The organism is Saccharothrix xinjiangensis, from assembly GCF_039527585.1.
In the GTDB taxonomy this organism is placed as follows: domain Bacteria; phylum Actinomycetota; class Actinomycetes; order Mycobacteriales; family Pseudonocardiaceae; genus Actinosynnema; species Actinosynnema xinjiangensis.
Genome location: NZ_BAAAKE010000002.1, coordinates 512,171 through 535,887, shown reverse-complemented (window position 1 = coordinate 535,887; position 23,717 = coordinate 512,171). Strand labels below are relative to the sequence as shown.

Annotated in this window: 22 protein-coding genes and 2 pseudogenes; 16 read left to right on the top strand and 8 right to left on the bottom strand. The window is 74.3% G+C overall.

What is annotated here, in order from left to right; translation table 11 throughout:
* The first annotated feature begins 147 nt into the window (after positions 1-147).
* Positions 148-939: an HU family DNA-binding protein gene (locus tag ABD223_RS07840; protein WP_344035264.1), complete on the top strand. Its 792-nt coding sequence runs from the start codon at positions 148-150 to the stop codon at positions 937-939.
* A gap of 412 nt (positions 940-1,351) precedes the next feature.
* On the opposite strand, the gene ABD223_RS07835 is transcribed toward ABD223_RS07840, so the two are convergent.
* The 3 genes from ABD223_RS07835 to ABD223_RS07825 form a co-directional block, all read right to left on the bottom strand.
* Complete coding sequence (locus ABD223_RS07835) at positions 1,352-2,257, bottom strand: NUDIX hydrolase (protein ID WP_344035389.1); 906 nt, start codon at positions 2,255-2,257, stop codon at positions 1,352-1,354.
* A gap of 7 nt (positions 2,258-2,264) precedes the next feature.
* Entirely contained in the window at positions 2,265-4,535 is a 2,271-nt protein-coding gene (locus ABD223_RS07830) for an RNA degradosome polyphosphate kinase (protein WP_344035263.1), read from the bottom strand.
* Positions 4,536-4,602: 67 nt separating this feature from the next.
* Positions 4,603-4,797 carry a hypothetical protein gene (locus ABD223_RS07825; RefSeq protein ID WP_344035262.1) on the bottom strand — a complete coding sequence of 65 codons (195 nt, stop codon included), beginning with the start codon at positions 4,795-4,797 and terminating at the stop codon, positions 4,603-4,605.
* Positions 4,798-5,059: 262 nt separating this feature from the next.
* Between ABD223_RS07825 and ABD223_RS07820 the strand changes: the two genes are divergently transcribed.
* Entirely contained in the window at positions 5,060-5,956 is an 897-nt protein-coding gene (locus ABD223_RS07820) for a phosphotransferase family protein (RefSeq protein ID WP_344035260.1), read from the top strand.
* Positions 5,957-6,013: 57 nt separating this feature from the next.
* Here the strand turns inward: ABD223_RS07820 and cofC are convergent, their stop codons facing one another.
* Positions 6,014-6,619, bottom strand: a complete 606-nt coding sequence (gene cofC, locus ABD223_RS07815; RefSeq protein ID WP_344035259.1) for a 2-phospho-L-lactate guanylyltransferase — start codon at positions 6,617-6,619, stop codon at positions 6,014-6,016.
* 84 nt (positions 6,620-6,703) lie between these two features.
* On the opposite strand from cofC, the gene ABD223_RS07810 reads away from it, so the two are divergent.
* From ABD223_RS07810 to ABD223_RS07795, 4 genes are all read left to right on the top strand, one after another.
* Positions 6,704-7,405 carry a lysophospholipid acyltransferase family protein gene (locus ABD223_RS07810; protein ID WP_344035258.1) on the top strand — a complete coding sequence of 234 codons (702 nt, stop codon included), beginning with the start codon at positions 6,704-6,706 and terminating at the stop codon, positions 7,403-7,405.
* Between the two features lies 1 nt (position 7,406).
* Positions 7,407-8,411 carry an NAD(P)H-dependent glycerol-3-phosphate dehydrogenase gene (locus tag ABD223_RS07805; RefSeq protein ID WP_344035257.1) on the top strand — a complete coding sequence of 335 codons (1,005 nt, stop codon included), beginning with the start codon at positions 7,407-7,409 and terminating at the stop codon, positions 8,409-8,411.
* 116 nt (positions 8,412-8,527) lie between these two features.
* Entirely contained in the window at positions 8,528-9,652 is a 1,125-nt protein-coding gene (locus tag ABD223_RS07800; protein ID WP_344035388.1) for a cystathionine gamma-lyase, read from the top strand.
* Positions 9,653-9,852: 200 nt separating this feature from the next.
* Positions 9,853-10,347, top strand: a complete 495-nt coding sequence (locus ABD223_RS07795; protein ID WP_344035256.1) for a cysteine dioxygenase — start codon at positions 9,853-9,855, stop codon at positions 10,345-10,347.
* Here ABD223_RS07795 and ABD223_RS07790 read toward each other — a convergent pair.
* Complete coding sequence (locus ABD223_RS07790; protein WP_344035255.1) at positions 10,304-10,981, bottom strand: pyridoxamine 5'-phosphate oxidase family protein; 678 nt, start codon at positions 10,979-10,981, stop codon at positions 10,304-10,306. The two genes, ABD223_RS07795 and ABD223_RS07790, sit on opposite strands and share 44 nt — an antisense overlap.
* A 67-nt stretch (positions 10,982-11,048) precedes the next feature.
* Here ABD223_RS07790 and pdxR point away from each other — a divergent pair, with 67 nt between their 5' ends.
* Positions 11,049-12,437 (top strand): MocR-like pyridoxine biosynthesis transcription factor PdxR, encoded by a 1,389-nt coding sequence (gene pdxR / locus ABD223_RS07785; RefSeq protein ID WP_380645705.1) that lies wholly within the window; start codon positions 11,049-11,051, stop codon positions 12,435-12,437.
* Between the two features lie 99 nt (positions 12,438-12,536).
* A complete protein-coding gene (locus ABD223_RS07780; RefSeq protein WP_344035254.1) occupies positions 12,537-13,604 on the top strand; it encodes a D-alanine--D-alanine ligase family protein in 1,068 nt (355 codons plus the stop codon).
* 1 nt (position 13,605) lies between these two features.
* Here the strand turns inward: ABD223_RS07780 and ABD223_RS07775 are convergent, their stop codons facing one another.
* Together ABD223_RS07775 and ABD223_RS07770 are read right to left on the bottom strand one after the other, a co-directional pair.
* A complete protein-coding gene (locus ABD223_RS07775) occupies positions 13,606-14,163 on the bottom strand; it encodes a DUF3515 domain-containing protein (protein WP_344035253.1) in 558 nt (185 codons plus the stop codon).
* A 62-nt stretch (positions 14,164-14,225) separates the two neighbouring features.
* Positions 14,226-14,459 (bottom strand): Lrp/AsnC family transcriptional regulator, encoded by a 234-nt coding sequence (locus tag ABD223_RS07770; protein ID WP_344035252.1) that lies wholly within the window; start codon positions 14,457-14,459, stop codon positions 14,226-14,228.
* A 97-nt stretch (positions 14,460-14,556) separates the two neighbouring features.
* Here ABD223_RS07770 and ABD223_RS07765 point away from each other — a divergent pair, with 97 nt between their 5' ends.
* From ABD223_RS07765 to ABD223_RS07750, 4 genes are read left to right on the top strand one after another with little or no spacing between them, the layout of a single operon-like run.
* The gene (locus ABD223_RS07765; protein WP_344035251.1) at positions 14,557-15,522 is read left to right on the top strand and encodes a thiamine-phosphate kinase; all 966 of its coding nucleotides are present in this window, start codon (positions 14,557-14,559) and stop codon (positions 15,520-15,522) included.
* 14 nt (positions 15,523-15,536) lie between these two features.
* Complete coding sequence (locus tag ABD223_RS07760; RefSeq protein ID WP_344035250.1) at positions 15,537-16,007, top strand: GNAT family N-acetyltransferase; 471 nt, start codon at positions 15,537-15,539, stop codon at positions 16,005-16,007.
* A 19-nt stretch (positions 16,008-16,026) separates the two neighbouring features.
* Positions 16,027-16,548, top strand: a complete 522-nt coding sequence (locus ABD223_RS07755) for a gamma carbonic anhydrase family protein (protein WP_344035249.1) — start codon at positions 16,027-16,029, stop codon at positions 16,546-16,548.
* A gap of 14 nt (positions 16,549-16,562) precedes the next feature.
* The gene (locus ABD223_RS07750) at positions 16,563-17,237 is read left to right on the top strand and encodes a uracil-DNA glycosylase (RefSeq protein ID WP_344035247.1); all 675 of its coding nucleotides are present in this window, start codon (positions 16,563-16,565) and stop codon (positions 17,235-17,237) included.
* 290 nt (positions 17,238-17,527) lie between these two features.
* Here the strand turns inward: ABD223_RS07750 and rpmB are convergent, their stop codons facing one another.
* Positions 17,528-17,719, bottom strand: coding sequence for a 50S ribosomal protein L28 (gene rpmB, locus ABD223_RS07745; RefSeq protein WP_033431502.1), 192 nt, complete (start codon positions 17,717-17,719; stop codon positions 17,528-17,530).
* Between the two features lie 157 nt (positions 17,720-17,876).
* On the opposite strand from rpmB, the gene ABD223_RS07740 reads away from it, so the two are divergent.
* The 4 genes and pseudogenes from ABD223_RS07740 (at position 17,877) to ABD223_RS07730 (ending at position 23,655) form a co-directional block, all read left to right on the top strand.
* The gene (locus tag ABD223_RS07740) at positions 17,877-19,475 is read left to right on the top strand and encodes a DAK2 domain-containing protein (protein WP_344035246.1); all 1,599 of its coding nucleotides are present in this window, start codon (positions 17,877-17,879) and stop codon (positions 19,473-19,475) included.
* Positions 19,476-19,489: 14 nt separating this feature from the next.
* Positions 19,490-19,948: pseudogene (locus tag ABD223_RS43500) on the top strand (OB-fold nucleic acid binding domain-containing protein); the annotation flags it as partial.
* A 1,344-nt stretch (positions 19,949-21,292) separates the two neighbouring features.
* A pseudogene (locus ABD223_RS43495) lies at positions 21,293-22,579 on the top strand (ATP-dependent DNA helicase RecG); the annotation flags it as partial.
* Positions 22,580-22,839: 260 nt separating this feature from the next.
* A complete protein-coding gene (locus tag ABD223_RS07730; RefSeq protein WP_344035244.1) occupies positions 22,840-23,655 on the top strand; it encodes an SCO4651 family lipoprotein in 816 nt (271 codons plus the stop codon).
* The last annotated feature ends 62 nt before the right edge of the window (positions 23,656-23,717 follow it).

Below are 23,717 nucleotides of genomic sequence, written 5' to 3'. Positions count from 1 at the left end.
CCCCGGGGAGTGTCCCTCGACAGGACGTAATCGCCCACGCCACAACGAAAAGTTTGGCGTGGCGATTGGTATTTCCTTGCATATGGGCTTACCGTGACTCATCAGTCGGCCCGACTAGGGCCGTGAGCGTCCTGGGAGGGACTGAAGGTGAACAAGGCCCAGCTCATCGAGGCGCTCGCCGAGCGCCTTGGCGACAAGAAGAACGCCGCTGCCGCCGTCGACGGCATCGTCGACGTCATCGTCCGCAGCGTCCACAAGGGCGAGAAGGTCAACATCACCGGCTTCGGTGTCTTCGAGAAGCGTGCCCGCGCGGCCCGCACCGCTCGCAACCCGCGCACCGGTGAGACCGTCAAGGTCAAGAAGACCAACGTGCCCGCGTTCCGCGCCGGTTCGACGTTCAAGGACGTCATCAGCGGCACCAAGAAGCTGCCTCGCGTGACGGCCGCGAAGCCCGCTGCCGCTGCCGCCGCGGCCGCCAAGCCGGCCGCGGGCACCAAGGCACCGGCGACCCGCAGCACCACCGCGCGCACCACCACGGCGCGTTCCACGGCGCGCAGCACCAGCTCCACCACGCGCGCCGCTGCGGCTGCCACGAAGGCCCCGGCCACCCGCAGCCGGTCCACCACGGCGGCGGCCAAGCCGGCCGCCACCGCCACCAAGGCCGCGCCCGCCAAGAGCGCCGCGACCAAGACGACGGCAGCGAAGTCGACCGCCACCAAGGCGGCGGCGGCCAAGCCGGCGGCTGCTGCGGCGGCGACGACGCCGAAGAAGGCGAGCACGACGAAGGCGTCGACCGCCAAGGCCACCACCTCGGCGGCCGCCAAGCCGGCGGCCGCGAAGAAGGCCACCGCGGCGAAGACGTCGGCCGCCGCCAAGACGGCGACCCCGGCCAAGGCCACGTCGGCCGCGGCCAAGACGTCGGCGGCGAAGAAGAAGTGACCCGGGGCCGGCAACCCCGGCCCAGCTCCACCCGGGGCCCGGTGCGGACGCGCACCGGGCCCTACCCGTACCCCCTCCCGCCCAACCCCCGAACACCCACCCCGCTCCGCGTGTCCTCCACTCGGACACCGCGTGTCGTCCAGTCCGGCATCGCGTGTCGTCCACTCGGACACCGCGTGTCGTCCAGTGGGGCATCGCGTGTCGTCCGGTCCGGCACCGCGAGTCGCGCGGTCGAGCACGCCGGACCCACCACTTGGCCGCACCGGCGTGAGCGCACGGTTCCGCGCCGGTGCCGATCGTGACCCGACCGGCCCAACCACGACCCGGGCGGCCTACTCGTGACGCGCCACCGGCAGGTTCGCGGTGCCGGAGTGGAGGACACGCGATGCCCGAGTGGAGGACACGCGCGGGTTCAGGGGGTGGGCAGGGCGGTGGGGAGGTAGTGGGCCGCGACCAGGCGGGGCCAGCCGGTGGACGAGTCCGATGTGGACCAGCCCGGGGCCGGGCGGCGGAAGGCCAGGAGCCAGGCGCTGCCCTTCTTGCAGGGGGTGCCGTCCAGGGGGAGGCCGCCCAGGTCGGCGAGGGTGGAGACGATGTCCGGGATGACGCCGCCCTGGCTGGAGACGACCGAGGCGCCCGTGCCGTCGGCGATCTCCAGGAAGCGGACCAGGGCCGCCTCCCGGTCGGGCCAGTAGCCCTCCTCGGACAGCCGCGGCTCCAGGAGGACGGCCGCGCCGAGGTCGTCCGCGACGCCCCGGACGGTGTCCACGCAGCGCACGCGCGGCGCCGAGTGGACGCGTGAGGGCGCCCAGAGCGGCAGCAGCGAGCGCAGGCCCGCGGCCTGCCGCCACCCGGCCGCGCTGAGGGGGCGCAGGTCGTCGTCGCCGGGCCAGTTGTCCCGCTTGCCCGCCTTCGCGTGCCGCACCAGCAGCACGTGCGCCAGGTCGGCGGGCTCGGCCAGGAAGTCCTCCAGCACGACCCGGTCGGTGTCGCGGCTGACCAGGTCCGAGGCCTCCGCGAACGGCACCCAGCGCAGCTCGTCCACCTCGTCGTTGGGCGAGAACGCGCCCGACGCGGCCCACGCGCTGAAGTAGTCCACGACCTTCGGCCCGGCCGCCACCTCGTACGACACCCGGCGCAGGTGCCGCCCCAGCACGGCCCGGAACCCCGTCTCCTCCCGCACCTCCCGCACCGCCGCGGCGGGCACGGTCTCGCCCGGGTCCAGCTTGCCCTTCGGCAACGACCAGTCGTCGTACCGCGGCCGGTGCACGACCGCCACGGAACCCTCGCGCCACAGCACGGCGCCGGCAGCCCTGATCAACGGTTCACCCCAGCGAGCGGTGGCGGCGGAGCAGTTCGGTCTGGTGGTCGCGCACCCGGCTGCCGTCCGCCGGCCACGCCTCCCACTCGCCGTCGGGCTGGAGCACCCAGCACCTCGTGGTGGGCTCCAGCGCCGACTCGAACATGGCGTCCAGCTGCCCGGTCAGCTTCGGGTCGGTCACCCGCACGCACACCTCGACCCGCCGGTCCAGGTTCCGGTGCATCATGTCGGCGCTGCCGATCCAGTGCTCGCCCGCCCCGGCGAAGTGGAACACCCGCGAGTGCTCCAGGAACCGCCCGAGGATCGAGCGCACGTGGATGTTCTCCGACAGCCCCTCGATGCCGGGCTTCAGCGTGCACACCCCGCGCACCACCACCTCCACCGGCACGCCCGCCTGCGACGCCCGGTACAGCGAGTCGATGACCTCCTCGTCCACGAGCGAGTTCACCTTGATGCGCACGCCCGCGGGCAGCCCGGACCGCGCCAGCTCGATCTCGTGCCCGATGCGCTCCACGATGCCCCGCCTGACGCCGTACGGCGCCACCAGCAGGCTGCGGTAGTGGTCCTGCCGCGCGTACCCGGTGAGCACGTTGAACAGGTCCGTCAGGTCCGCGCCGATGGTCGGCTCGGCGGTCAGCAGGCCGATGTCCTCGTACAGCCGGGCGGTCTTCGGGTTGTAGTTGCCGGTGCCGATGTGGCAGTACCGCTGGATCCGCGAGCCCTCCTGCCGCACCACCAGCGACGTCTTGCAGTGCGTCTTCAGCCCCATCAGGCCGTAGACGACGTGCACGCCCGCCTTCTCCAGCGCCCGCGCCCACTTGATGTTGGCCTGCTCGTCGAACCGCGCCTTGATCTCCACCAGCGCCACGACCTGCTTGCCCGCCTCGGCCGCGTCAATCAGCGCGTCCACTATCGGGGAGTCGCCCGAGGTGCGGTACAGGGTCTGCTTGATGGCCAGCACGCGCGGGTCGGCCGCCGCCTGCTCGATGAACCGCTGCACGGACGTGGAGAACGAGTCGTACGGGTGGTGCACCAGCACGTCGCCCTCCCGGAGGGTGGCGAAGATGCTCTTGGGCGTCTCCCGCTCACCGAACGCCGAGTGCGTCACGGGCACGAACGGCGCGTCCTTGAGCTGCTTGCGGTCGACGCTGTAGAGCTGCCACAGGCACGACAGGTCGAGCAGGCCGGGCACCTGCACGACGTCGGCCGGGTCGACCTCCATCTCGCGCAGCAGGCGCTCCAGCATGTGGTCGGTCATGTCGCCGGCGACCTCCAGCCGCACCGGCGGCCCGAACCGGCGGCGGGCCAGCTCGCGCTCCAGCGCCTGGAGCAGGTCCTCGTCCTGGTCCTCCTCGACCTCCAGGTCGGCGTTGCGGGTGACCCGGAAGGCGTGGCACTCGACCACCTGCATGCCCGCGAACAGCTCGCCCAGGTGGGCCGCGATCAGCTCCTCCAGCGGCAGGAACGTCGCGGTCGGGCTGGTGCGGTCGTTCTCCACGCGGACCAGCCGCGGCACGTTGTCCGGCACCTTGATGCGGGCGAACCGCTCCGCGCCGCCCTCCGGGTCCCGCACGGTCACCGCGAGGTTCAGCGACAGGCCCGAGATGTAGGGGAACGGGTGCGCGGCGTCCACGGCGAGGGGTGTGAGCACCGGGAACACCTGGTCGGTGAAGTAGTTCGACAGGCGCAGCTTCTCGAAGTCGGTCAGCTGCGCCCAGTTCACGATGCTGATGCCGTGCTTCTCCAGCTCCGGCTGCACGTGGTCCAGGAACGCCCTGGCGTGCTGCTCGACCAGCTCCTGGGTGCGCTTGAAGATGTTGGACAGCTGCTCGCGCGGGGTGAGGCCGTCCGCGCTGCGCACCGACAGGCCGGTCTCGTCGCGGCGCTTCAGGCCGGCGACCCGCACCATGTAGAACTCGTCCAGGTTCGACGCGAAGATCGCCAGGAACTTGGCCCGCTCCAGCAGCGGCTGGGAGGCGTCCTCGGCCAGCGCCAGCACCCGGGCGTTGAAGTCCAACCAGGACAGTTCGCGGTTGAAGTACCGGTCGTCGGGCAGGTCGACCTGGGTCTCGGTCGCGGTGACGGCGGGCGGTGAGCTGGGGAACGGCCGGGCGGGCGTCTCGGCGGGCGGCGGGGTCGGCGTCGGCGTCCGCACCGGGCTGCGGCGGGTGGCCGGCCGGGGACGGCGCGTGCTGCCCGCCGAGGGGGTGGTGGCGCGGGGTGTTCGGGTGCGTCGCCGCGGCGCCGGCTGGTCGGGGGTGTTCTCGGTGCTCACGAACGCATTGTTCCCCAGAAAGCCGGCGTTCGCCCTGATCGGGGCGGTCAGGGAGGTGAACTCCCCGTCACACCGGCCGCAGCAGCGCCCGCACCCCGCCGGCCCCGTCGCGGTCGAGGGTCACGCGCTGGCCGGGCCGCAACGCGCGCCAACCACCGGCGGCGACCGCGGCGGCGGGCACGTCGACGAGCACGCCGTCGTCGCGCAGGACGGTGGCTGCGCCATCCGGGTGGTGCGCGCTGACGGTCGCTTGCTCGGGCACGGGTCAACGCTAACGGATCGGGGGCGGGGGCCGGGTGTGGTCGGGCTGGGTGTGGTCGGGCTGGGTGTGATCGGGTCGGGTTCGGCGGGTCGGGTGTGGTGGGCCGGGGCCTTCGGGGACCCCACTTCTTGTCGGTGTGAGCCGGCAGACTTGAAGCAGGGGTCCCCCGGGAGGGGACGCCTGCTCCGGCGATCTCGTCGACCGACGCCGGATCGGGTTGGTCCACGCGCCGCCGCCCGCGCGATGCCGTTACCGTGGCGCGGTGGCGGTGGGACCCGTGTTGAGGTGGGCCGAACGCGCCGTGGCGCCCGGCGCGGGGGTGGTCGACGTCCGGGACCTGCGGGTCGGCGGTCCGTGGTTGGTCCGCTTCGAGAACCCCGCGAGCGCCGCCGTCCTGCGCGTGGCCGAGGTGGGCGACCGCGGCGGGTGCGAGCGGCTCGCGACCGAGGCCGCGGCGCTGGACCTGGCGGGGCGGCACGGCCTGCCCACCCCGCGGCTGATCGCCGCCGACCTCGACGGCGAGGCGTCCGGCCGCGTCGCGGTGCTGTCCACGGCGCTGCCCGGCAGCAGCCGGGTCCCGGTGCACCCGTCGGCGGACCGGATGCGGGCGCTGGGGCGCGCGGCCGCCGCGCTGCACGCCGTGGAGGCCGAGCCGCGGCCGGGGCTGCCGTTGCGCCGGTGGCCGATGGACGGCGCGGGCGCGGGTTTCACCGCGGCCCGGGACGGCGGCTCACCGCTGCTCGCCGAGGCGCGGGAACGCGTCGGCGCCGCGCCCGCGCCCGTCGGCCGGACCGTGCTCGTGCACGCCGACCTCTGGCAGGGCAACACCCTGTGGGTCGGCGACTCGTTCGCGGGCTTCGTCGACTGGGAGTACGGCGGGGTCGGCGCCGCCGGCGTGGACCTCGGGAACCTGCGCTGCGACGCGTCCCTGCTCGCGGGACCGGCGGCGGCCGGGCAGGTGCTCGACGGGTGGGAGGAGGTGGCCGGGCCCGCCGACGACCTCGCGCACTGGGACGTCGCCGCCGCCCTGAGCACGCCGGTGGACGTCGCGCGGTGGCTGCCGGCGATCCACGGCCAGGGCCGCGCCGACCTGACCGCCGAGGTGGTCGCCGGGCGCCGTGACGCCTTCCTGCGCGGCGCGCTCGACCGGCTCACCTGACACACGGCCCACCTGGCACGGCCCCACCTGGCACGGCTCGTCCAGCACACGGCTCGTCTAGCACACGGGGCTCAGGACCGCCGCCGTGCGCGGGCCGAGGCCGAGGGCTCCCGCCAGGTCCAGGTCCTCCGCCGTGTCCACGTCGTGCCGCAGCGACGGCCACGGGCCCACCAGCGCGGTCGCGCCGGACGCCGCGTGCGCCGCCGCCGAGCCCACGCCGAACGAGGGTTCCAGCGATCCACCCGGTTCCGACAGCAGCAGCGTCGTCCCGGTGCCCTGCCGGTCCGGGCAGAACGCCCGCCCGCGCGCCGACGCCACCGCGAGGGCCAGCTCGGCGGTCCGCAGCGCGGGCAGGTCGGCCTGGAGCGCGCCCACCACCGACGCCGGGTCGCGCTCGCGCAGCACCGCGGCCCCGAACCGCAACGCCTCGTTGAGGCCCTCCGGCCCCTCCGCGGACTCGACGCCCAGCGCCCGCAGCTCCAGCGCCACCGCCGGGTCCGACGTGACGGCCAGCACACGCCGCGCGACGGGCAGCGCCGCCGCGATCGTGTCCAGCGCGAACGCCAGCGCCAGCGCCGGCCGGTCCAACCGCGACCCCACCAGCCGCGACTTGGCCCGGTCCAGGGTCTTGACCGGCACCACCAGGTCCACTTCGGCTCCCACCCCGCCATACTCCCCGATGCCGGCTGGACCTGGCCGGGGGCTCGGGGGAAGACTCCGGGTCCACGACTTCAGCAGGGAGTGCACGTGGCCAAGGAGAAGGGCGGCTTCTGGGTCGGGGTCGCCGCGGTGGCCTTCTACCCCTCGACCGCGTTGATGTCGCGGAAGCGCATCCAGGGCGGGGAGCGGGTCCCGAGGAGCGGGGGGACGCTCGTCGTGATGAACCACGTCTCCCACCTCGACCCGGTCTACGACGCGGTCTTCGTCCACAAGCAGGGCCGGGTGCCGCACTTCCTGGCCAAGCACGGCCTGTGGAACGTGCCGGTGCTCGGCTCGGTGCTCAGGGGCGCCCGCCAGATCCCCGTCTACCGCGGCACCGCCGACGCCCAGCAGAGCCTGCGCGCCGCCCACGAGGCCCTGGAGCAGGGCATGCTCGTGATCATCTACCCGGAGGGCACCATCACCAAGGACCCCGACGGCTGGCCGATGACCTCCCGGACCGGTGTGGCGCGGCTCGCGCTGGAGCACGACGTCCCGGTGGTGCCCGCGGCCCGCTGGGGCACCCGCGACGTCTACGACCACTACCGGAAGAAGTTCCGGCCGCTCCCGCGCAAGACCGTGGTGACGAACGTCGGCGAGCCGGTGGACCTGTCCGCGTACCGGGAGCAGCCGCAGAGCCTCGCCGTGCTGCGCGAGGTGACCGACCTGCTGATGGGCGAGGTGAAGGACCTGCTCGCGGAGATCCGCCAGGAGCAGGCGCCCGACGGCTTCTACACGAAGAAGGCCTGACGTGGAACGGGTCGCGGTGCTGGGCGCCGGGTCGTGGGGCACCGCCTTCGCCAAGGTGCTCGCCGACGCCGGCACCGACGTGGTCCTGTGGGCGCGGCGGCCCGAGGTCGCCGACGCCATCGCCCAGGACCGGGTGAACGCCGACTACCTGCCGGGCATCGGCCTGCCGGACAACCTGTCCGCCACCTCCGACGCGGCCAAGGCGCTGGACGGCGCGGAGGCCGTGGTGCTGGCCGTGCCGAGCCAGACGCTGCGCGCCAACCTCACCGGCTGGCGCGACCTGCTGCCGCCGGACGCCACGCTGGTCAGCCTGGCCAAGGGCGTGGAGCTGGGCACGCTCAAGCGGATGAGCGAGGTGGTCCGCGAGGTCGCCGACGTGCCGGAGGACCGGGTCGCGGTGGTGTCCGGGCCGAACCTGGCCAGGGAGATCGCCGCCGAGCAGCCCACCGCCACGGTCATCGCGTGCACCGACCACGACCGCGCGGTCGACCTCCAGCACGCCTGTTCGAACTCCTACTTCCGGCCTTACACGAACGTGGACGTGGTCGGCTGCGAGCTGGGCGGCGCGTGCAAGAACGTGATCGCGCTGGCCTGCGGGATGGCCGCGGGCATGGGCTTCGGCGACAACACGATGGCCTCGCTCATCACCCGCGGCCTGGCCGAGACCGCGCGGCTCGGCGAGGCGCTGGGCGCGGACCCGCTGACCCTGGCCGGGCTGGCGGGGCTGGGCGACCTGGTGGCCACGTGCGCCTCGCCCCTGTCGCGCAACCGGTCGTTCGGGGAGAGGCTGGGGCGCGGCGACTCCCTCGCGCAGGCGCAGGAGGCCGCGCACGGGCAGGTCGCCGAGGGAGTCAAGTCGTGCTCGTCGATCCGGGAGCTGGCGGCGCGGATGGACGTGGACATGCCCATCACGGAGGGCGTGCACCAGGTGTGCCACGAGGGGATGGACCCGCGCGTGCTGACGGCGGCGCTGCTCGGGCGGGAGCGGAAGGCGGAACGGCAGTGAGCGGGAACGAGGGCGCGACAGGCGAGGGCGCGGCGGCGCGCGCGGACGGCGGCGCGGCGGCGGGCGAAGCTGTGGCGAGCGCCACGCCGGCGCGTGACGCGGCAGCGGGCGGTGCGGTGGAGGGCGGTGCCGAGAGCAGCGCGGCGGACGGCGCGGCAGCGGGCGGTGCGGCGGCCGGTTGGGGCGACGGCACGCGGGTCGTGCACTCCTCTCCGACCGCGCCCGGTCAGCCGTTCCTGGCGGGCCCGGTGTTCGCCTCGGCCTACCACCTGGGCGGCGAGGACACCTACGGCCGCGTGCACAACCCGACGTGGCGGGCGCTGGAGGCGGTGCTGGGCGAGCTGGACGGCGGCACGGCCGTGCTGTTCCCGTCCGGCATGGCCGCGATCTCGACGCTGCTGCGCGTCGTGCTCCGACCCGGCGACACCGTCGTCGTGCCGGGCGACGGCTACTACCTGACCCGCACGCTGGTCGCCGAGATGCCGGTGACCGTCGTCGAGGCGCCCACGGCGGGCCCCTACCCCTCGTTCGACGGGGTCGGGCTGGTGCTGCTGGAGTCGCCGTCCAACCCCGGCCTGGACGTCTGCGACATCGAGGCCCTGGCGCGCGCGGCCCACGCGGCGGGCGCGCTGGTGGCAGTGGACAACACCACCGCGACGCCGCTCGGGCAGCAGCCGCTGCGGCTGGGCGCGGACGTCGTGGTCAGCAGCGACACCAAGGCGGTCGCCGGGCACAGCGACGTGCTGCTCGGCCACGTCTCCACCGCGGACCCGGACCTGGCCGAGCGGGTGCGGGCGGCGCGCACCACCGGCGGCGCGATCCCGGGCCCGTTCGAGGCGTGGCTGGCGCACCGCGGCCTGGGCACCCTCGACCTGCGCCTGACCCGCCAGGCGGAGAACGCCGCCGCCCTCCACGAGGTGCTCAAGGGGCACCCGGCGGTCACCGGCCTGCGCTGGCCGGGGTCGCCGGAGGACCCGGCGCACGAGGTGGCGGCCCGCCAGATGCGGCGGTTCGGCGGGGTGCTGACCTTCGAGCTGGCCGACGCCGCGGCGGTCGCGGCGTTCCTGGAGCGGTCGCGGCTGGTGCACGCGAGCACCAGCTTCGGCGGCCTGCACACGACCCTGGACCGGCGGGCCCAGTGGGGCGACCCGGTGCCGGAGGGCCTGGTCCGGGTGTCGGCGGGCTGCGAGGACACCGCGGACCTGGTGGCCGACTTCCTCGACTCCCTCGGTTCCCCCTGAAGGGTCCATTTCGTGGGATGCGCTTGCCGGGGGTCGGGGGTGCTGCCACCCTCGACCCCATGTCCTTCCGCGCCATGACCGCCGGGCGGGGTCACATCGACCTCGGCCTGGTCGCCAGCGCGCTCTGTCTCCCTCGGTGATCGCCTCGCGCCCCGCGAGCCGTTGAGGCCCGCACGCCCACGAGACACCGAGAAGGAACCATGTTCGCCGTTCCGGAGAACACGATCGCCCTGCCCCAGTCGCACGGCGCGCTGCACCCCGTGCGGATCGCGCTGGACACCGCGGCACGGCGCGAGCGCTGGACCCACCTGCTCCGCTACGACCCCGACTCGCGCTTCGCCGCCCTCGTGGAGCGCACCGACTCCCAGGAGGTGTGGTTGATGAGCTGGCTGCCCGGCCAGCACACCGACCTGCACGACCACGGCCACACGAGCGGCGCGTTCACGCTGGTCAGCGGCTCGTTGACGGAGGTCGTCGCGACCGGGAACCGCCAGGTGCTGCACCACCTGGCGGCCGGCCAGTCGCGCGTGTTCGGCCCCGACCACGTGCACCAGGTCCGCAACGACGGCGTCGACCCGGCCGTCACGATCCACGTCTACCGCGACGGCGGGCGCACCATGCGCCCGTACCGGTACGACCCGGTCGCGGGCGCTACCCGAGAGGACCCCCGGCCGACGAGGCCCGACTGCGCGTGACGACGTGCGGCGGGACGTCCCAGCCGCCCACCAGCGTCGGGTCCGGCTCGGGCTCGCCCCAGACCGCGCGCACCGGCAGCACGCCCGCCCACCGGTCGTTCGCGGCCACGTCGTCCTCGTGGTCGCCGGGCGGGCCGCTGCGGACCTTCACCGACGCCTCGGTGAGGTCGAGCGCCAGCACCGACGTCGCGGCCAGCTCCTTGGTCGTCGGCTGCCGGGCGTAGTCCCACGAGCCGGGCGCGAGGTGCTCGGTGAGCACGCGCAGGCCGTGCAGCTTGGCCTCCGGCTCGGTGACGGGCACGGCGACGCCGTGGACGACCGCCGAGCGGAAGTTCATGGAGTGGCCGAACATGGAGCGCGCGTAGACCACGCCGTCGAGCACGGTCACGGCGACGCACACCGGGACGCCGGCCACGGCTTCGCGCAGGCTGCGCGCACCGGTCGAGCCGTGCAGGTAGAGGGTGTCGCCGTCGCGGCCGTAGCCGGTCGGCAGCACCAGCGGCGCGCCGTCGACGACCACCGCGAGGTGGCAGACGAGCGCGGCGTCGAGGACGGAGTGCAGGGCGGTGCGTTCGGTCACGGCGCGCTTGTGTCCGCGCTTGACCGTGCTGCGGGGCGTCGGCGACAGCGTCATGCGACCAGCCTCTCCGGTAAAGTGGCATCTCACAAGAGCCAATTCCTGGCTATTTGAGGAGACCACCTTGGCGGAGACGGCACTGGCGGTGGCGCTGGACCGCGAGTCGGCCGAGCCGCTGGCCGTGCAGCTGGCGGACGCGCTGCGCGAGGCGGCGGCGGACGGCAGGCTGCGCAGCGGCGACCGGCTGCCCTCGACCCGGGCGCTGGCCGAGCGGCTGGGCGTGAGCCGGACGGTGACCGCGGCGGCGTACGAGCAGCTGCACGCCGAGGGCTGGATCGCGGGCAGGCACGGCTCGGGCACCTACGTGACGACCACGCCGCCCGGCGCCCTGCGGGCCCGCACCCGCCGCGCCGCCGCCGCGCCCGTGCCCGCCGACGTGGTCGACCTGGCGCCGGGTGCGCCGTGGGCCGAGGGCCTGGACCGCGCGGCGTGGCGGCGGGCCTGGCGGGCGGCCGCGGACGTGCCGCCGCTGTTCCGCCCGTCCCGCGCGGGCCTGCCCGAGTACCGCGCCGTGGTCGCCGAGCACCTGCTGCGGCACCGCGGCCTGGCCGTGCGCGGCGGGCTGCGGGAGGAGTCGGTGCTCGCGACCGGCGGCACGACCGCGGCGCTGGTGGAGCTGGCCGCGGCGGTGCTGCGGCCGGGCGACGTGGTGGCCGTGGAGGAACCCGGCTACCAGCGGGCGGTGTGGGCGCTGCGCTCGGCGGGCGTGCGGGTCGTGCAGGCGCCGGTCGACGCCGAGGGCCTGCTCGTGGAGGGCGTGCCCGCCGGCGTCCGGGGCGTCTACTGCTCGCCCGCGCACCAGTACCCGATGGGCGGGCGCATGTCGGCCGCGCGCCGGGTCGCCCTGGTGGAGCGGGCGCGCGCCGAGGACTGGCTGGTCGTCGAGGACGACTACGACGGCGAGCTGCGCTACGACGTGGCGCCCCTGCCGCTGCTGGCGGCCCTCGCGCCGGACGTGGTCGTGCACCTGGGCACCACCAGCAAGATCCTCACCCCGACGCTGGGCGCGGGCTGGATGGTCGCGCCGGACCAGGTCGCGGTCGAGGTGACCGAGCACCGCGACCGCACCGGCACCAGCCCGTCGGCGGCGGGCCAGCGGGTGCTGGTCGAGCTGGCCCGCAACGGCGACCTGGGCCGCCACCTGCGCAGGCTGCGCCGCGAGCTGTCCGAGCGCCGCGCCCTGCTCTCGGCGGCCTTCGCCGACGCGGGCGTGCCGGTGCTGGGCGACGACGCGGGCGCGCACATCGTGGTGCCCCTGCCCACCGCGCAGGCCGAGCGCGACGTGCTCTCGGCGGCCTGGGCGAAGGGGCTGCGCCTGGACGGCCTGGCCCGGCACCACGCGGGCAGGCCCAGGGTGCACGGCGCGGCCATCGGCTACAGCGCCTGCTCACGCGACCAGCTCGCCGCCGCCGTGCCCGAGCTGATCCGCCTGCTGCGCGAGGTCCTGGCCTGACGGGGCCGGCCTGACGGGGCCGGCCCGGCCTGACCGGCGCTGCGCCCACCCCCGAGCAGCCCGGTCACGGTGTTACGCCATCCGGGTAGGGTCCGAGCCATGACACAGCGCAAGACCAAGGTCGCCGTGGTGTTCGGCGGGCGCAGCAGCGAGCACAAGGTCTCCTGCCTGTCCGCCGGCAGCGTCCTCCCGCACCTCGACCGGGAGCGGTTCGAGGTGGTGCCCGTGGGCATCACCGAAGCAGGCGCGTGGGTGGTCGGCGCCGACGACACGAAGGCGCTCGAGGTGCGCGACCGGCAGCTGCCCTCGGTCAACTCGCTGGTCCCGGTCTCGGGCGGCCAGCTGGCGCCCGCCGAGCCGGGCGCGGTGCTGTCCGACGTGGACGTCGTCTTCCCGCTGCTGCACGGCGCGTGGGGCGAGGACGGCACGGTGCAGGGCCTGCTGGAGCTGGCCGACATCCCCTACGTCGGACCGGGTGTGCTCGCCAGCGCGGCGGCCATGGACAAGGAGTTCACCAAGCGCCTGCTGGGCGGCGCGGGCCTGCCGGTCGGCCGGTACGCCGTGCTGCGGCGCGACCAGGACACCCTCACCGAGGCCGACCGGGAGCGCCTGGGGCTGCCGGTGTTCGTCAAGCCCGCGCGCGCCGGTTCCTCGGTGGGCATCTCCAAGGTCGCGTCGTGGGACCACCTGGACGGCGCCATCGCCCTGGCCCGCAAGACCGACCCCAAGGTGATCGTCGAGGCCGCGGTCTCCGGTCGCGAGGTCGAGTGCGGCGTGCTGGAGTTCCCCGACGGCCGCGTGGAGGCTTCGGCGCCCGCCGAGCTGCGCGTGGTCGGCGGCGCGGTCGACTGGTACGACTTCGACGCCAAGTACCTCGACGACGTGTGCGAGTTCGACGTGCCCGCGAAGCTGCCCGACGCGGTGGTCGGCGAGCTGCGCGAGATGGCCGTCACCGCGTTCCGCTCGTTGGACTGCCAGGGGCTGGCCCGGGTGGACTTCTTCGTCACCGAGGACGAGCGGCTGGTCGTCAACGAGGTCAACACCATGCCGGGCTTCACGCCGATCTCGATGTACCCGCTGATGTGGGCGGAGACCGGTGTGGACTACCCGACCCTGCTGACCACGCTCGTGGAGACGGCGATCGCCCGCGGCACCGGTCTGCGGTAGGTCAGCCCCGCGTGTCCACGGGGCTCTTCGCCAGGGTGTCCCGAACGGTCTTCGAGATGTCCTGGAGGGGCCCCGTGCCCGCGTCGGACGGCACGGTCAGCGCCACGTACACGGGCCGGTCCACCACGTACCAGGTGGACGAGCCCGCGTCCGACAGCACCAGCCACTCCACGTCGGAGACGTTGCGCAGCTCGGAGGTCGGCGTGAGGTCGCGGGGCCGCTCCAGCCCGCACCGCAGCACCACCGGCTCGTGCGCGGCGTCGCCCCAGGCGAGGGCGCCCTCGGGCGCGGGGGAGGCCGGCTCGCGGCGCGGCAGCGCGGCGCCGTTGGAGACCAGCTCCGCGGGCAGCGCGCCCAGCAGCGCCCGGCACCCCTCGGACCCGGCCCCGGGCGCGGGCACGGGGACCAGCGCGACGGGCCCGGACCGGTCCGCGGACGGCTGCGGGGCGGCTGCGGGGACGTCCTCGTCCACGGTGCGGGAGAAGAGGCCCACGGCCGCGACCCCGAGCACCAGCAGCGCCGCCAGGCCGCCGGCCACGGCGAGCAGCGGGCGCGGCAACGGCGGAGGGGGCGGAGGTGCGGTTCCCGGTTCCTGTGCCACGCCGCTATGACAGCACGGGGTCAGAGGTGGACCACCGGGCAGGTCAGCGTTCGGGTGATGCCCTCGACGTTCTGGATGCGGGCGACCACGAGCTGCCCCAACTGGTCCACGGTCTCGGCCTCCGCGCGGACGATCACGTCGTAGGGGCCGGTGACGTCCTCCGCCTGGGCCACACCCGGGATGCCCGAGATCTCCGCCGCGACGGCGGCTGCCTTCCCGACCTCGGTCTGGATGAGGATGTATGCGTGGACCACGGCGTGCCCCTTCGTCGCGACAGGTTGGGTCGGGGTAGGAACGTGCACAGCAACGTACCCCAGTTGGGGTTCCGAATGCTCAGAACGGGAGGCAATCGTGCGCCCGGAGCCGCCGCACAGCGCGGACACGGTCGCTGAAGTGGGTGAGTTCGGTCTCATCCGCCGCGTGACGGCAGGTCGGACGCAGCCGCCCACCACCCTGCTCGGGCCGGGTGACGACGCGGCCGTGGTGGCCGCGCCGGACGGCCGCGTGGTGGTGTCCACCGACGTGCTCGTCGAAGGTGTCCACTTCAGACTCGACTGGTCCTCTCCCGAGCAGGTCGGCCGCAAGGCGGCGGCCGTGAACCTGGCCGACGTGGCGGCCATGGGAGCCATCCCGACGGCCCTCACGATCGGCCTCGCCTGCCCCGCCGACACCCCCTCGGCGGTGGTCGAGGGGATCACCGCCGGTCTGTGGCAGGAGGCGGTCGTCGCGGGCGCGGGCGTGGTGGGCGGCGACATGGTGTCCTCCGCGACACTGGTGATCTCCGTTACGGCGATGGGCGACATGAACGGCATGGAGCCGGTGACGCGGTCCGGCGCCCAGGTCGGCGACGTGGTCGCGGTGTGCGGGCGGCTCGGCTGGGCGGCGGGCGGGCTGGCCGTGCTCCAGCGCGGGTTCCGGTCGCCGGTCGCGGTGGTCGGCGCCCAGCGGAACCCCGAACCCCCGTACGCGGCCGGTCCGCAGGCCGCCGAGGCGGGCGCGACCGCGATGATCGACGTGTCGGACGGGCTGCTGGCCGACCTCGGGCACATCGCGGACGAGTCCGGCATCGGCATCGACATCCGCACCGAGCTGCTGGAGGTGCACCCCCGGCTGATCGACGTGGCCGCGGCGCTGGGCGCGGACGCCCGGCACTGGGTGCTGACCGGCGGCGAGGACCACGCGCTGGCCGCGACGTTCCCCGAACCCGCCGCCGTGCCGGACGGGTGGACCATGATCGGCGCGGTCCGGCACGGCAGCGGTGTGACCGTGGACGGTCGCGCGTACGAGAAACCCCCTGGTTGGGAGCACTGGCGCTAGGTAACCTGATTGGTGTGGAACTATGCACGCTCGCGTATGACCATCCGGACTCGGTCAAGCTGATCACCGATCTCCAGCAGGTCTACGTGACCCGCTACGGCGACGGCGACGTGACACCGGTCGCGCCGGAGCAGTTCGCCGCGCCGCTGGGCCACTTCCTGGTCGGCTACCTCGACGACGAGCCGGTGGCCTGCGGCGGGTGGCGCGCGCACGACGAGGAGCAGGACTCGCTGCGCCCCGGCGACGCCGAGCTGAAGCGCATGTACGTGGTGGAGTCCCTGCGCGGGCGCGGCCTCTCGCGGCTCGTGCTGGCGGCCCTGGAGGACGCGGCGCGGGCGGTCGGGCGCGGGCGCATGGTGCTGGAGACCGGCGCCCGGCAGCCCGAGGCGATCGGGCTCTACACCCGCAGCGGCTACACCCGGATCGACAACTTCGGCGTGTACCGCGATCATCCCGAGAGCCTTTGCTTCGCCAAGGAACTGTAGAGGACGGCAGGAGGACCAGGTGGCCATCTACGCCCTGGGCGACGTGGAACCGGACATCCACCCGGACGCCTACGTGCACCCCGACGCGACCGTGATCGGCGACGTCCGGCTCGGCCCCCACGCCTCGGTGTGGTCGCAGGCGGTGCTGCGCGGCGACTACGGGCGCGTCGAGGTCGGCGCGCGCACGTCGGTCCAGGACGGCACGGTCGTGCACTGCACCGAGTTCCACCCGGCGCTGATCGGCGCGGAGTGCGTGATCGGCCACAACGTGCACATCGAGGGCGCGGCCATCGCCGACGGGTGCCTGATCGCCTCCGGTTCGGTGGTGCTCAACGGCTCCGAGGTGGGCGAGGGCGCGATCGTCGGCGCGGGCGCGGTGGTGTCGTTCGACGGGCGGGTCCCGGCGCGGTCCATGGCGCTCGGCGTGCCGGCGCGCGTGCGCGAGGGCCACGTGGTGCCCGAGGGCGCATGGAAATTCATCGTCGACAAATACGTCGAGAACATTTCCCGGTACCGCGGGGAACTGCGCCGCCTGGACTGAGATAAGGTCCCGCCGTGGCACGTCCTCTTGAGGAAATCGTGGAATCCGGCTGGGCCGCGGCACTCGCGCCCGTCTCCGACCAAATCGCGAAGATGGGCGAGTTCCTGCGGGCCGAGGTGGCCGCCGGGCGCACCTACCTGCCCGCGGGGGAGAACGTGCTGCGGGCGTTCCAGCAGCCGTTCCACTCCGTGAAGGTGCTCATCGTCGGCCAGGACCCGTACCCGACACCCGGGCACGCCGTCGGCCTGAGCTTCTCGGTGTCGCCGGAGACGCGGCCCATCCCGAAGAGCCTGGTCAACATCTACCAGGAGTACACGACCGACCTGGGGCACCCGAAGCCGTCCAACGGCGACCTGACGCCGTGGACCGAGCAGGGCGTGCTGCTGCTCAACAGGGCGCTGACCGTGCAGCCGGGCAAGTCCAACTCCCACCGCAACAAGGGCTGGGAGCCGGTCACCGAGCAGGCCATCAAGGCCCTCGCCGCGCGCGACACCCCGCTGGTGGCGATCCTGTGGGGCAGCCAGGCGCGGTCGCTCAAGCCGCTGCTGGCGCCGTTCCCGTGCGTCGAGTCGGTGCACCCGAGCCCGCTGTCGGCGGCCGGCGGCTTCTTCGGCTCGCGGCCGTTCAGCAAGGTCAACGAGCTGCTGGCGGCCCAGGGCGCCGACCCGGTCGACTGGAAGCTGCCCTGACCCGAGGGCGCCGACCCGGTCGACCGGAGGCCCCCTGACCGGTGAGCGTTGACCTGGTCCTCTTTCGAGTGATTCGCGCTTGACGCGTCGCGACCGGGCAATCCCACGGTCGTCCACCCGGACACCGCAAGTCGTCCACCCCGGAGTCCCGGGCTCGCCACCAGGGCCCGGCGGGTCCGTCCTCTGGCACCCCGTACCCGCCGCCCGGCAGGCCCGGGGTGGACGACAAGGGGCCGGTCACCTCGTGACGAGGTGACCGGCCCCTTCTCAAAGGCTCCTTCGACGCGGCCTCAGCCGCGCACCACCTTGCCCGCCTTCAGGCACGAGGTGCACACGTTCAACCGCTGCCGCTGCGAGGGCGAGACCTTCGCGCGGACGGTCTGGATGTTCGGGTTCCACCGACGGTTGGTGCGCCGGTGGGAGTGCGAGACCGACTTGCCGAAGCCCGGCCCCTTGCCACAGACGTCGCACACGGCAGCCACGTCAGCCACTCCTTAGGTTTCCTCAGCGGTACTCACGCCCCGGCGGGCGCGCAAGCGTGCACAAGCCTCAGCCGGGCATGGCAACCCAGACAGGGTAGCCCGTGGGCCGCGTCGCCTCCAAACCGGGTCGCGGCCGCGCCGAAGTACCCTCGCCGCCATGCGGGCTCTCGATGCGGTCGCGGTGCGCCAGTGGGTGGACGCCTGTGTGCGGTCCCTGGACGCCAACCGGGAGGACATCGACCGCATCAACGTCTTCCCGGTGCCCGACGGCGACACCGGCACGAACCTGCTCCAGACCATGCGCTCGGCCCTGGACAACCTGCTCCGCACCCCCGTCGACACGGTCGGCGCGGCGCTGGCCGCCCTGGCGCGCGGCGCCCTGGCCGGCGCCCGCGGCAACTCCGGCGTGATCCTGTCGCAGGTGCTGCGCGGGCTCGCCGAGGCGACCCAGGGCGCCTCGACGGCCACCGGCGGGTCGCTGCGCCGGGCGCTGCTGCGGGCCGACGAGCTGGCCACCGCCGCGGTGTCCGACCCCGTGCCCGGCACCGTGCTGTCCGTGCTGCACTCCGCCGCCGAAGCCGCTCGCGACTGCGCCTCCGACGAGCTGGGCGACGTGGTGACCGCCGCGGCCGGCGCGGGCGCGACCGCGCTGGCGGACACGCCGCGCCAGCTCGCCGTGCTGGCGCGCGCCGGGGTGGTCGACGCGGGCGGTCGCGGCCTGGTGGTGCTGCTGGACGCGCTGGCCGCGGTGATCACCGGGCAGGTCGTGCCGCCCGCGCCCGCCGGCCCGCCGGTGCCGCGCGACGCGCTGACCACGGCGCGCGAGGCCGGGTCGCCGGAGTTCGAGTACGAGGTCATGTACCTGCTCGACGGCACGTCCGACGCCGGCGCCGAGCGCCTCAGGACCGCGCTGGGCGCGCTGGGCGACTGCACGTCGGTCGTGGGCGACGGCGCGGACCTGTGGACCGTGCACGTCCACTGCAACGACATCGGCGCGGCGGTCGAGGCGGGCGTCGAGGCGGGCCGGCCGCACCGGATCACCGTGGCCAGGTTCGCCGACCAGGTCACCGCCCAGGCGTCCCGGTTCACCCGCGAGCGGGCCGTCGTGGTGCTGGTCGACGGCCCCGGCGCGGCCGAGCTGTTCCGCGCCGAGGGCGCGGTGGTGCTCGAACCCGGCGAGTCGGTGACCGCGGCCGACCTGCTCGCCGTGATCACCGGGACGCGCGCGCGGCACGTGACCGTGCTGCCCTGCGACCCGGCGCTGCGCGAGCCGCTGGACGACGCCGTGGCGCAGGCCTGCGCCGCCGGGCAGGACGTGGTCGTGGTGCCGACGTTCTCGCCGGCGCAGGCCCTGGCCGCGCTGGCCGTGCACTCCGGGAGCAGGCGGGCGGGCGACGACGTGGTGGCCATGGCCGAGGCCGCCGCCGCGACCCGCCGCGGCGAGGTCGCCGTGTCCGAGCGGGAGGCCATCACCTGGGTCGGCCGCTGCCTGCCCGGCGACCTGCTCGGCATGGTCGACGGCGAGGTCGTGCTGATCGAGCCGGGCGGCGCCGACGTGGGCGCGCTGGCGTGCCGGCTGGTCGACCGGATGCTCGCCAGCGGCGGCGAGCTGGTCACCGTGCTGCTCGGCCGGGGTGCCCCCGACGGGATCGGGCGGGTGCTGGAGGATCACCTCCGCGTCGCCCACCCCGAGGTGGAGCTGGCCGCCTACGACGGCGGGCAGCGGGACGCGATCCTGGTTGTCGGTGTCGAGTAGTTGGATGGGCCGCGATGACGACCTTCGACGACAAGCTGGAACCGGTGCTCGGCAAGAAGAGCGCCGACGCGCTGGAGTCCGGCCTCGGCCTGCGCACGGTCGGTGACCTGCTGCGCCACTACCCGCGCCGGTACGACGAGCGGGGTGAGCTCACCGAGATCAAGGGCCTGGAGCTGGGCGAGCACGTGACCGTGCAGGCCCGCGTGAAGAGCGCGCGCCAGCGGCGGATGAAGTCCCGCAGCGGCGAGCTGCTCGAAGCCGTGATCACCGACGGGTCGAGCGACCTGCACCTGGTGTTCTTCGGCCGGGGCTCCCGCAAGGTGGAGCGCGAGCTGCTGCCCGGCCGCGAGGCGATGTTCGCGGGCAAGGTCGGCGTGTTCAACGGCAAGCTCCAGCTCGCCCACCCCGACTACCAGGTGCTCGACGGCGAGGAGGGCGACGCGGCCAGGTTCGCGGGCGCGTTCATCCCCGTGTACCCGGCGGCGCAGGGCATCCAGTCGTGGCACGTGTCCAACTGCGTGGAGCAGGTCCTGGCCGTGTGGGACGGCGTGACCGAGGACCCGCTGCCGGCGTCGCTGCGCCAGGAGCGCGGCCTCGTGCCGCTGGAGAAGGCCCTGCGGGACGTCCACCGCCCCGACGGCTGGGCCGCGATCACCGTGGCGCAGCAGCGCCTCAAGTGGGACGAGGCGATGGCCGTCCAGCTGGCCCTGGCGCAGCGCCGCCAGTCGTCCAGCGCCCGCCCGGCGCCCGCCTGCCCGCCCCGGACCGGTCTGGTGCGCGACGCCTTCGACGACCGCCTGCCGTTCGAGCTGACCGCGGGTCAGCGGGAAGTGGGCGAGCGGATCTCCGCCGACCTGTCCGGCGAGCACCCGATGAACCGGCTGCTCCAGGGCGAGGTCGGCTCGGGCAAGGCCCAGCCGCTGGACGCGCGGGTGCTCACCCCGACGGGCTTCCGGCTGATGGGCGACCTGGTCGCCGGCGACGAGGTCATCGCCGCCGACGGCGAGGTCACCGTGGTCACCGGGGTGTTCCCGCAGGGCGAGCGCGACGTCTACCGGGTCGTCCTCTCCGACGGCACGGGCGTCGAGTCCGACCTGGAGCACCTCTGGGCGGTGGACCGGGCGGGGCGGCGCGAGGTGCTGACCCTGCGCGAGATCCGCGACGGTTTGTCCGACGGCCTGTCTGACGGTTCGCCCGACGGACCGTCTGATGACTCGTCCGATGGTGACGAGTGGCGACTGCCCGTCGTCGTCGCGCCCGAGTTCGACGGCGGCGCGGACCGCCCCGAAGACCCCTACCGGCTCGGCACGTCGCTCGCCGGAGGCGCCGAGGTGATCCCGGACGCCTACCTCGTCGCGCCGGTGAAGGACCGCCACGCGTTGTTGCAGGGGCTGCTGGACGGGGCCGGCGGGGTGGACGAGGGCGAAGTGGTCTTCCGGCCGCCCGCCTCGGCCGCGTCCTGCGGCACGTGCGTGGAGGTGGTCGCCGAGCAGGTCGGGTGGCTCGCCGCGTCGCTGGGCGGCACCGGTCGGGTTCGGGCCGACAGCTCGGTGGAGGTGCGCCTGCCCGAGGGGTTCCCGCCGTTCCGGCGCACCGGGGCCGGGGTTGGTGGCGGGACCGGCATCGGGACCAGTGCCGGGACCGGCGGCGAGACGGGCATCGGCGTCGGGGCCGGGGCTGATCTCGGCGCCGGGTGGGCGATGCCGGTCCGGGCCATCCGCCGGGTCGAGCACGTGGGCCGCAAGCCCGTGCAGTGCATCTCGATCGCCCACCGCGACCAGCTCTACGTCACCGACCACTTCATCGTGACGCACAACACGATGGTCGCGCTGCGGGCGATGCTCCAGGTCGTGGACGCCGGGCGGCAGGCGGCGATGCTCGCGCCCACCGAGGTGCTGGCCGCGCAGCACGCGCGGTCGCTGCGGGAGCTGCTGGGCGACCTCGGGCAGGCCGGGGAGCTGGGGGCGGCCGAGCACGCGACGCGGGTGACGCTGCTGACCGGGTCCATGGGCGCGGCGGCGCGGAAGCGGGCGCTGCTGGAGATCGTGACCGGTGAGGCCGGGGTCGTGGTCGGCACGCACGCGCTGATCCAGGACAAGGTGGAGTTCGCCGACCTCGGCCTGGTCGTGGTGGACGAGCAGCACCGGTTCGGCGTCGAGCAGCGCGCGGCGCTGAGCGGGCGGGCAGGCGGCTCGACACCGCACGTGCTGGTGATGACCGCCACACCCATCCCGCGCACGGTGGCCATGACGGTGTACGGCGACCTGGAGGTGTCCGCGCTGCGGGAGCTGCCCGCCGGGCGGTCGCCGATCAGCACGTCCGTGGTGCCGGTCGCGGAGAAGCCGGCGTGGCTGGAGAGGGCCTGGCAGCGCATCCACGAGGAGGTCGGCAAGGGCCACCAGGTGTACGTGGTGTGCCCGCGCATCGGCGACGGCGACGGCGACGACGCGGAGTCGGGGGAACCGCCGAAGGAGGACGGCTCCGACAGGAGGCCGCCGCTGGCCGTGCTGGACGTGGCCGACCGGCTGGCCGAGGGGCCGTTGCGCGGCCTGCGGATCGGCGTCCTGCACGGCCGGATGCCCCCGGACGACAAGGACGCCGTGATGAGGGCGTTCGCGGCGAACGAGGTGCAGGTGCTCGTGGCCACGACCGTGGTCGAGGTCGGTGTGAACGTGCCCAACGCCACCGTCATGGTGATCATGGACGCGGACCGGTTCGGCGTCAGCCAGCTGCACCAGCTGCGCGGCCGGGTCGGGCGGGGCAGCGCCCCGGGGCTGTGCCTGCTGGTGACGGAGATGCCGGAGGGCACGCCGACCATGGCCCGGCTGCGGGCCGTGGAGTCCACTGTGGATGGCTTCGAGCTGGCGCAGCTGGACCTGGAGCTGAGGCGCGAGGGCGACATCCTCGGCGCGGCCCAGTCGGGCACGCGGTCGGGGTTGAAGATGCTGTCGCTGCTGCGCGACGAGGACGTGATCGCCGAGGCGCGGGTGGTGGCGCAGCAGGTCGTGGACGCGGATCCGGACCTGACGGCGCACCCGGGCCTGGCGCTGCTGGTGGCGGGGCTGCTGGACGACGAGCGGGCGGAGTACCTGGAGAAGGCCTAGGGGTGGAGAGGAAGGCCGGGTGGGTCGGATGGCTAGGGAAGCAGGGCGGGGCGGGGTGCCCGGAAGAGGCCTGGCCGGCGGGGCGCCTGGAGCAGGCTTGGCGAGCGGGGTGCCCGGAGAGGCCTGACGGGCGGAGTACCTGGCGAAGGTCCAGCGGGCGGAGTGGCTGGAGCAGGCCTGGCGGGCACCCTGCCCGGCGAAAGGCCTGGCGGGCGTGCCGGCGGGGCCCGGGGCGGTGTGGTGTGTGGTTACCCTGACTCGTGCGCCGATTCCTGCTCGCCCTGGTTCCGCTGGCGCTGGTCGCCTGCTCGACCACGCCGTCCGGTGGTGACCCGGCCCCGTCCACCTCGTCCCTGCCCAAGGGCGACCTGGCGGTGCTGGCCGAACGCGTCGAGCAGCGGCGGGCCGAGCTGTCCACCGCGTCGTTCCACACCGAGGGTTTCGCCACCGACGGGCAGGGCCTGGACGTGCACAACGTCGTGGACGGCGTGGTGCGGTACTCCGGCGGCGGCGTGAGCGCGTCGATGGAGATGGACGTGGCGACCGGCGAGCAGGCCCCCAACCGGACGTCGCTGGTCCTGGTGCCCGGCGGGACGTACGTGCGGGTCGCGGGCGCGCCCATGCCGGAGGGCAAGCGGTGGGGCTACTACACGGCGGAGAACAGCGTCGAGCTGGGCGCGCTGCTGCGCGGGTTCGGGCCGAGCGCGACGGTGGGGGCCGAGCTGGACTACCTCCAGCCGAGGGCGGCGCTGATCGTCGGGCAGGGCGCCGACGACCTGGACGGGGTGCCGGTGAAGAGGTACGACCTGGTCGTGGACACCTTCAAGATGGCCAAGACCATCGAGGACCCGGACATCCAGCTCCAGCACACCCAGCTGGCCGAGTACGGGGTGAAGATCGCCGCGTCGGTGTGGGTCGACGACACCTCGGCGCCGTTGAAGGCCGAGTACCGGTTCGACCTGAACGGGAAGGTGGTCAAGCAGTCCACCACCCGGTTCCGCGACTGGGGCGACCCGGTCGACGTGGTCGTGCCCAACCAGGCTGAAGTCATCCCGGCGGAGGAACTCCCCCAGTAGGCGCGGGCCCAGTAGGACGCGGGCCCAGTAGGGCACAAGAGCAGCAGGGCGCGGGCGCAGTA